Origin of the sequence: Dolichospermum sp. LEGE 00246 (assembly GCF_015207865.1) — a bacterium.
GTDB classification, from domain to species: Bacteria; Cyanobacteriota; Cyanobacteriia; order Cyanobacteriales; family Nostocaceae; genus Dolichospermum; species Dolichospermum heterosporum.
Genome location: NZ_JADEWA010000371.1, coordinates 1 through 5,509 on the forward strand (window position 1 = coordinate 1; position 5,509 = coordinate 5,509).

8 protein-coding genes are annotated in these 5,509 nt (G+C 36.1%); 5 read left to right on the forward strand and 3 right to left on the reverse strand.

Annotated features, from left to right (window positions below):
• The 4 genes from IQ228_RS19965 to IQ228_RS19980 form a co-directional block, all read left to right on the forward strand.
• A partial coding sequence (locus tag IQ228_RS19965; RefSeq protein WP_228043970.1) for a hypothetical protein occupies positions 1 to 261 on the forward strand: 261 nt, incomplete at its 5' end.
• Complete coding sequence (locus tag IQ228_RS19970; RefSeq protein ID WP_193964109.1) at positions 261 to 713, forward strand: type II toxin-antitoxin system VapC family toxin; 453 nt, start codon at positions 261 to 263, stop codon at positions 711 to 713. The genes IQ228_RS19965 and IQ228_RS19970, both read left to right, overlap by 1 nt.
• Positions 714 to 748: 35 nt before the next feature.
• Positions 749 to 961: a type II toxin-antitoxin system HicB family antitoxin gene (locus IQ228_RS19975; RefSeq protein WP_193964111.1), complete on the forward strand. Its 213-nt coding sequence runs from the start codon at positions 749 to 751 to the stop codon at positions 959 to 961.
• A gap of 94 nt (positions 962 to 1,055) precedes the next feature.
• Complete coding sequence (locus tag IQ228_RS19980) at positions 1,056 to 1,202, forward strand: DUF488 family protein (RefSeq protein WP_193964113.1); 147 nt, start codon at positions 1,056 to 1,058, stop codon at positions 1,200 to 1,202.
• Positions 1,203 to 1,333: 131 nt separating this feature from the next.
• Here the strand turns inward: IQ228_RS19980 and IQ228_RS19985 are convergent, their stop codons facing one another.
• Together IQ228_RS19985 and IQ228_RS19990 are read right to left on the reverse strand one after the other, a co-directional pair.
• Positions 1,334 to 2,200 carry a metal ABC transporter permease gene (locus tag IQ228_RS19985; RefSeq protein WP_193964115.1) on the reverse strand — a complete coding sequence of 289 codons (867 nt, stop codon included), beginning with the start codon at positions 2,198 to 2,200 and terminating at the stop codon, positions 1,334 to 1,336.
• Positions 2,201 to 2,316: 116 nt separating this feature from the next.
• Positions 2,317 to 3,138, reverse strand: coding sequence for a metal ABC transporter ATP-binding protein (locus IQ228_RS19990; protein ID WP_027403471.1), 822 nt, complete (start codon positions 3,136 to 3,138; stop codon positions 2,317 to 2,319).
• A gap of 246 nt (positions 3,139 to 3,384) precedes the next feature.
• Here IQ228_RS19990 and IQ228_RS19995 point away from each other — a divergent pair, with 246 nt between their 5' ends.
• A complete protein-coding gene (locus tag IQ228_RS19995; protein ID WP_228043971.1) occupies positions 3,385 to 4,302 on the forward strand; it encodes a metal ABC transporter substrate-binding protein in 918 nt (305 codons plus the stop codon).
• Between the two features lie 52 nt (positions 4,303 to 4,354).
• On the opposite strand, the gene acsF is transcribed toward IQ228_RS19995, so the two are convergent.
• On the reverse strand, positions 4,355 to 5,431 hold the full coding sequence (gene acsF, locus IQ228_RS20000; RefSeq protein WP_027403469.1) for a magnesium-protoporphyrin IX monomethyl ester (oxidative) cyclase: 1,077 nt from the start codon (positions 5,429 to 5,431) through the stop codon (positions 4,355 to 4,357).
• Between the last annotated feature and the right edge of the window lie 78 nt (positions 5,432 to 5,509).

Genomic DNA, 5,509 nt, shown 5'->3' on the forward strand with positions numbered 1-5,509 from the left:
AGAGACAGACAAAAAATCGAACAAAATTTATTAACTATTACACCAGAAAATTTGAAATTTATTGATGAATTTGTGGAATTTATTAAATATAAACAAGAAACAAGTTTATCAGAAAAAACTAACTATAAGCCAGCTTCAGGACGCTCAATTTTACGTCATGCTGGTACATGGGTAGGGGATGACTTGGAAGAATGTCTGAAGTTAGTCTCTGAAACTAGAGGTAAAGTGAAAATTAATAATCGTATTAATCCTTTTGAGTGATGTATCTTTTAGACACTAATCATTGTAGTTTAATTTTTCTAAAAAATCAGCCGGTTCTGGATTATATACAGGAAGTTGGAGAAACCGATATAGCTACTACTATCATAACAGTAGGTGAGCTAACTTATATGGCAGAAAATTCTAGTTATAAGGAAGAAAATTTAACTCGTATTGAGCAATTTATCGCAGATATTAGAATTTATTATGTAGATGATGTAACTGCTAAAATTTATGGACAAATAAAAGCAGGATTAATTAACAAATTTGGACCAAAGCAAAAAACTAAACGGCAAACGACTAAAATCACTCAATTAGGTTTTGATGAAAATGATCTTTGGATAACAGCAATAGCAATTCGTAATCAATTAACGTTAGTTTCGGCTGATACTGATTTTATCAGAATCCAAACTGTAATTGGTTTTTCTTTGGAGAATTGGAGAGATAATCAATAAATAATTATGAATGCACGTCTTCATATCACTACAGCATGGTAATTCAATGGTCTCAAGAGGATCAACTTTTTTTAGTTCACTTACCTGAATTTCCCTGGCAACAGTTTCATACACATGGTAAAACTTACGAAGAAGCTGCTAGAAATGGTCAGGAAGTAATTGAGGCTTTTGTTGAGATGCTTACTCAAGAAAATCAAGTATTACCAGAACCCCGAATGCTTCCTACAAAACCGTTGCAAGTTGCCTAGTTCAGTGTAAAAAGTATAGTTCATTTTGACATTATAACCGTTAAAATGCCTGTAAATAATTGTAATTCAGTGTTATTCCCCATAATAACAAATTATGAAAACATTCACTATTGGTCATTCCAATCATACAATTGAAACATTTATCGAACTGTTACACCAACATCAAGTAACAGCCTTAGCTGACGTGCGTTCTAGTCCCTATAGTCGCCGATTTCCTCAGTTTAAGTTGGTATTGCAGTAACAATTTCTGTAGCGCGTTCCCAAAGTGAAACGGGTTAACCTTCTAATAAGCGGTTAGCCCGCTTTTTTTCTGGGTAAATTTTCCATCAATGCCTGAAACTGGGATAACTGAGGGATATAGACTGAAACTCCCTATAGAATCTCCGCGTCTTTAGACCGGAGACTGTTAATAGGAATCAAAATCCCATGTCGAGGACTAAACAACAAAGCCAACGTAAATAAACCCGAAACCACTAATACAATCGCTGGACCAGAGGGTAAATTATAAAAGTAGCTGAGATACATTCCACTAATACTAGAAATTACCCCAATTACCGCCCCCAAAATCATTACCTCATGTAAACGGTTCACCAATAAATAAGCAGTTGCCCCTGGAGTAATTAAAAGTGATAATACTAAAATTACTCCCACAGCTTTCATACTGGCAACAATTGTTAAAGCAATTAACAACATTAAACCAAAATTTAAGCGATTAACTGGTAAACCGGCAGCTTGTGCGCCCAAAGGATCAAAAGTGTAAAATAACAGTTCTTTGTATAATAAGAAAACTATTATTAAAACAATAGCTGCAATAATAGCAGTGTCTCGGACTTCGTCTCTAGTTACGCCCAAAATATTACCAAAAAGAAAGTGATTCAAATCAATTTTATTATCCTTTTGAATGACTGTAATTAAAGTAATTCCAAGGGCAAAAAAGGCAGAAAAAACTATGCCCATAGCGGCATCTTCTTTAATGGGAGATCGGGTTTTAATTACGGCTATAGCCATTGTACTCAAAACACCGGCAATAAACGCCCCGACAAAGATATTAGCACCAATCATGAAGGCGATCGCTAGTCCTGGTAATACTGAATGACTAATAGCATCACCCAGCAATGCAAGGCGTTGTACCATTAAATAACTACCAACAATGGCACACAATAAGCCTACTAATATGGCGATGATTAAGGAACGCTGCATGAAGCCATATTGCAACGGTTCTATTAGTGCTTGAAACATATTGCTGATTGGGAAACAAATTAATTATCCTAAAATAGTCGGTTAAAACCGACTTTAGCTATAAGACAGGGAATTTATTCCCTGGCTGATTCTGGCTGATTCAAACACATAATAAATTAAGCCGCAAAGTACATAACTTTACCACTATAAGCACGATATAAGTTTTCTTCTGTCAAGACTTGTTGGCGTGAACCTGTGGCAATTACTTCGCAGTTTAGTAAGATTAAATCATCAAAATGGGTGATTGATTCGCCTAAATCATGATTAACTACTAAGACGATTTTATTGTTTTTTGCTAATTCTTCAAAGACTTCAAAAATGATAGCTTGGGTTTTTTGATCTATCCCGACAAAGGGTTCATCAAAACAGAAAATTTCCGCTTCTTGAGTTAACGCCCTGGCTAGAAATACCCGTTGTTGTTGTCCTCCAGAAAGTTCACCAATGGGACGATTTTTTAATTCTTCTATTCCCACTCGTTCTAATGCTTGTTTAGCGATTTGACGGCTAACTGTGGAGAAGCTCCGTAACCATCCTGTTTTTTTGACACGCCCCATCATCACTACATCCCACACAGTAGCGGGGTAATTCCAGTCAATTTGGCTACGTTGTGGTACATAAGCAACTTTTTCTAGTTGCTGCATTAAAGGCTTGCTTTTATATAAAACTTGACCACTACTCATGGGAACTAATCCCAAAATAGCTTTCATTAATGTACTTTTACCCGCGCCATTGGGTCCAAAAATTCCCGTTAGCTTTCCTGGTTTAATTATGCAGTTAACATCCCGAAGTGCTTCTTGTGAGCGGTAATGTACACCTACATGAGTGATGTTAATTGCTGTTGATGAATTCATGTCAATAGATTTGATAATTTGTGCAGGTATATCTACTTGATTTACAGGAGATAGGCTAAATTTTTGGTAAAAAGAGAAGTTTTGCATAACTCTATTTAAAATACTTATTTTTTGAGCTTACCATAAAAATGAGAGAAATATGAGAATATCTATAACTAGAAGTAATCAGTGAGATAAATGAAACTAATAATTAATCCAATGTATGACTTATTACTGAAATCTCTCTCCAAACCTCTACCCTGTGAGGAGAGAGGCTTTTATTCTTACTCCCCTTCCCTCGCAGGGAAGGGGTTGGGGGTTAGGTTCTCTTTACTTAATCCCCTTTGGCTAGGAATGTTCTTATCTTTGGCTTTAATGAGTTGTACTCCCAACTCCCAACCCCAGACAAATACTCAGCCGCAGGTTGTAGCAACAAGTACCATTATTGCTGACTTGGCTGAAGAAATTGGTGGGGAAGAAGTACAGATTACGGGTATTCTTAAACCAGGTGCAGACCCTCACGTTTACGAACCTGTACCCGCAGATAGTCGGGTTTTGGAAAAAGCTAACTTGATTTTGTATAACGGTTACAATTTAGAACCGGGACTGATTAAGTTAATGAATGCAACTGGAGGGAAAGTAAAAAAAATCCCTGTGGGGGAAGTTGTTATATCTTTAAAGTTAGATAAAGGTAAAGGACAAATTGTTCCAGATCCTCACGTTTGGGGCAGTGCAGAAAATGTTATATCTATGGTGAAAGCCATTCGAGATAGTTTAATTGAATTGTCACCAGAGGACAAAAATAAATTTACTCAAAATGCCCAAAAGCTAACTGATGAATTACAGCAATTACATATTTGGATTCTTCAAGAAATTCAAACAATTCCCGCAGATAAACGGAAACTCATCACTACCCATGATGCTTTTCAATATTATGGAAATGCTTATAAAATAGCGATCGCTGGAACTTTAATTGGCATTAGTACGGAAGAACAACCCAGCGCCCAAACCGTGAAAAAGTTAGTAGAGTCAATTAAAAAAATCGGTGTTCCTGCCATATTTGCTGAAACAACAATTAATCCAGCTTTAATTAAAACAGTAGCCGAAGAAGCCGGAGTAAAATTAGCACCAACTTCACTTTATTCTGATTCTATTGGGGCAAAGGGTAGTAATGGCGATACTTATATAAAGATGATGGCAGCAAATACCCGCGCTATTGTTGAAGCATTGGGGGGAAAATATACGCCATTGCAATTAAAAAGTGAAAAATAAGGATTAGATCCCCGACTTCTCGAAGAAGTCGGGGATCTGATTGATTGATTAATTAACAAACTTGTTCACGAGTTGCTTCTGTGTTGATGGGTTTAATCAGAAAAATCTTGAACATATACCAAAAAATCATTAAAGTCAAGGGAATTTTTTGGATAAATTTCACAATTCCCCAATCATTAATTTGATTGAGATCAATTATTTTCTGATTATACAATGCACATTGTTCCAAATACCAGAAAAAGTATGGGTGATTGGTATTTAAAATAATTGGAAATGCCTTAGCTGCGGTTTTGTTGGTTTCCTCAATTACTTGAGTATTATATTTACGAGGGTGCATACCTAAGATTTCATAGAAATTCCCTCTTTCAAATACTGTCATAGTGTGGGTAGCGAATACAGTTAATAGGAAGAATCGCACCCATAGCCGAGATTTCCAATTATTCCATAACTGGGGTTGAGAACGTAACAAAGCCTTGAAAAAATCACCGTGTCTATTCTCATCTTGACACCAACTTTCAAACTTTCTAAATAGAGGATAAAACTGGTACTCTGGATTTTTTTCCATATGGCGAAATACCAAAATGTAACGCCAATAACCGATTTTTTCCGATAGGTAAACTGTGTAAATAACCCACTCGATTGGGAAAAATGTATAGGTACGATTTTTAGTGAGATAACTCAAGTCAAGGGAAAGGTTAAAATCTGCCATTGACTTATTCAAAAAGCCAGCATGACGGGCTTCATCTCGCGCTAAATAAGCAAATGCTTCTGATAGCAAAGGGTTACTATCCTTGAGACGACGAGATAATTCTTTAAATAGTAAAAACCCAGAGAATTCCGAAGTACAAGAACGTTCTAAAAAGTCAATAAAAGCAAGTCGTTTTTCACCAACAATGTGATCCCAACCTTGCTTAAATTCATCATCTCGCACAAAGTGATGACGGTTATAATCAGCCTTGAGTTCGTCAATTACAGCCCTTAATTCCGTTTCATACCCAGAAATATCCATTTTTGCCACCGTATCAAAGTCAGTGGTATAAAACCTGGGTGTTAATAATGTTTCTTGAACTGGTGTTTTTACACCCGATTTCGATAAATCAAGTGGCGGTTTATCCAACGATTTAACCATAAGTAGTCCCTTTACCATTATCTGCCTTAAAATTATATAAGCATAAATATTTGTTATTAGTCATCAGTTAAATTATTG